Below are 2446 nucleotides of genomic sequence, written 5' to 3'. Positions count from 1 at the left end.
GCGGGAGCCGCCGTGAGCTTGCGCAGACGCTCTTGCTCGATTTCCTTGATCTGCTCGCGCACCATGCGCAACCGCATCATATCGCGGCGCAGCTCCGCGCGCGTGTTCTCGGGCAGCGGCGTCCCTTCCGCGGTGCGAAGACCGTCGAGCCTGTCCGCGGCCTTGCGTAGCGTCGGCTTAAAGGTGCGGATCCCGAAGCGCGCCAGCATTGCCTTCATCCGGTTCACGAGGCGCGTACGGTCGCCGACGAGCTTTTCGTGCTCGCGGCTCGGCCGCTTGGCGTCTTCGTCCTCGATCGTCGGAATCGCCGCCATGCTGCAGTGGCGCTTCTCGCCCCGCAACCAACCGAGGACGGCGCGCATCAGCAGCTCTGTGTCCACACGATCCGTACACAATTGCGGAGCGGGTTGCCCTGGGCTGTCTCTGCCCGGCCGCGGGGGGCGCAGTGGGATGACATGGCGGATCTCCAGACGGCCGTCGCCGACGATGATGCGCTCGATGACGAGCTGCAAGATCGCCTGCTTGTCGGCGAACGTCGCCTCGTTCAGGCGGGCGTGAATGCGATCACAAAACGCCTCCAGGCTGGTGCGAACAGCCTCGGCCTGGACGCGCTGGCGACGGAGGTGATCGCGCTCCTGCTGCTGGCGCTCCAGGGCCAGGCGCTCGTCAGCCAGATGGCGGCGCCGCTCCGACAACTCGGCCAAGGTCACCGCGCCGGCCTCGTAGGCGTCCAGTAGGCGCTTGTCGGCCCGCGCCACACGGTCCAGCCGGGCGCGCAGCTGCTGGTCGGCCGCACGGTCCCGCACCGTGCCGACCTCTGCCGCAACGGCGACATGGTCGAACTGCGCCACCAGCCGCTCCGGGCTGGCGAGAAGGCCGGCGACGTGGTCCCACACCGCGGCTTCGATCTCTTCGGCCTTGACGTTGCGGCTCGGGCAGGCTGCGGGACGGGCACTCAGGATGCAGTCCTTGCCGTGGCACTGGTAGTAGCGCCGCTCCGGCTGCTTGCCCCGTGCGGCATAGGTGCGCCCGAACATGGCCAAGCCGCAGGTCGCGCAGGTCATCAGGCAGCGTAGAAGATAGTTGTGCTTGGTGTTGTTCCGGAATGACAGCGCGGCGTTGCGCGCGAGTTGCGCCTGCGCTCGGTCCCAGGTCTCCTGGTCGACGATCGCCGGCACGGGGATGGCGATCCACTGCTCGCGCGGCTTGAGCTGGCGGCACGTCGCCTCGCCGGTGCGGGGTCCATACGGGCGACGCGGCTTCCTCGGCGGGACAAAGCTGTAGCGGTTGGCATAGGCCGTGCCGGCGTAGACCGGGTCCGCCAGGATGTGGTGCACCAGGGATGGCGACCAGGCATGGCGGCCGGAGCGCGGGACGTCGGGACCGGCGTTCAGGCGCTTGAGGATCTGGCGGATGGTCGTCCGCTCGTCGATGAGCCAGCCATAAAGGGTGCGCACCAACGCGGCCTCTTTGTCGTCCACGACGAGGTGGCCTGGCACGGCCTCCTGGCGCGGCACGTAGCGATAACCGTAAGGCGCACAGCCGCCCTGGTAGTGGCCGTCGCGCGCCTTCTGCAGCTTGCCACGGCGGAAGCGCTCGCCGAGAACGGCCCGCTCGTATTCGGCGATGGCGCCCTGGATCTGCAACAGGAGTTGGTCATTCGGGTCGTCCGAGATCGGGTGCTGCAAGAACACGATCTCAACGCCTGCGCGGCGGAACTCTTCCAGGAGCAGGACCTGGTAGGCGTATTTGCGCGCGAGGCGATCGGGGGTCAGCACGGCGACGATTCCGACGACACCGTCGCGCACGGCGTCCCGGAGCGCGTCGAGGCCGGGCCGGTCGAGCCGGCTGCCGCTGTAGCCCTCGTCGCGGAAGACGAAGTCGTCGCTGATCTCGTGCCCTCCCGTAGCCGCCCAGTCGCGCAGAGCGGCGAGTTGGCTGTCGATGGTCTGGAAGCGCTCCTGGCGCTCGGTTGAGACGCGGGCATAGAGTGCGGCGCGCATGGCGGGCTCACCTCGGGTCGAGGATGGGAGGCAGGAAGCGGCGGGTTGTCGAGGAGACGGCGGTAAGCCTGGTCCACCCGCTCCTGGCCGTTGCGGGCACGAACCGGCCTCGAGTGGATGATCCAGGCTGCCCCCGCTCCGGCGCATGATCTGTTCGGCATGGGGCAAGACCTCTGCAGGAGGCTGGCTCCATCGCCTGCACCATGTCGGCCTCAGGGAAAGCGCGCGTCACTACGCCGGCACCGCAGCGTAGGCTCCGCTCCAGCGAACGGCATCGACGCGGTGAAACGGACCGCGTCGATTGCGTTCGGATCGTGCATTGGCTGCGCAATGCGCTGGCGCGCGTGCAGCCGAAGCAGCGCCCGGCGATTGTCGCCCTTCAAGGGCCTTCAGGGCTCCCGGTTACGCACGATTTTCGTGGCCAAGACAGATCAAATGGCAGA

At 68.4% G+C, this 2446-nt stretch carries 1 protein-coding gene; it reads right to left on the bottom strand.

The window, feature by feature from the left end; all coding sequences use genetic code 11:
* Positions 1-2003: recombinase family protein (locus VN779_RS25495; RefSeq protein WP_325727761.1), on the bottom strand; the 2003-nt coding region annotated here is incomplete at its 3' end.
* Positions 2004-2446 lie beyond the last annotated feature (443 nt).

The sequence above is a fragment of the Actinocrinis sp. genome (genome assembly GCF_035605935.1).
Lineage (GTDB): Bacteria > Actinomycetota > Actinomycetes > Streptomycetales > Catenulisporaceae > Actinocrinis.
Note: the sequence above shows the minus strand (reverse complement) of the source record. Positions and strands in the feature narration are given on the sequence as shown.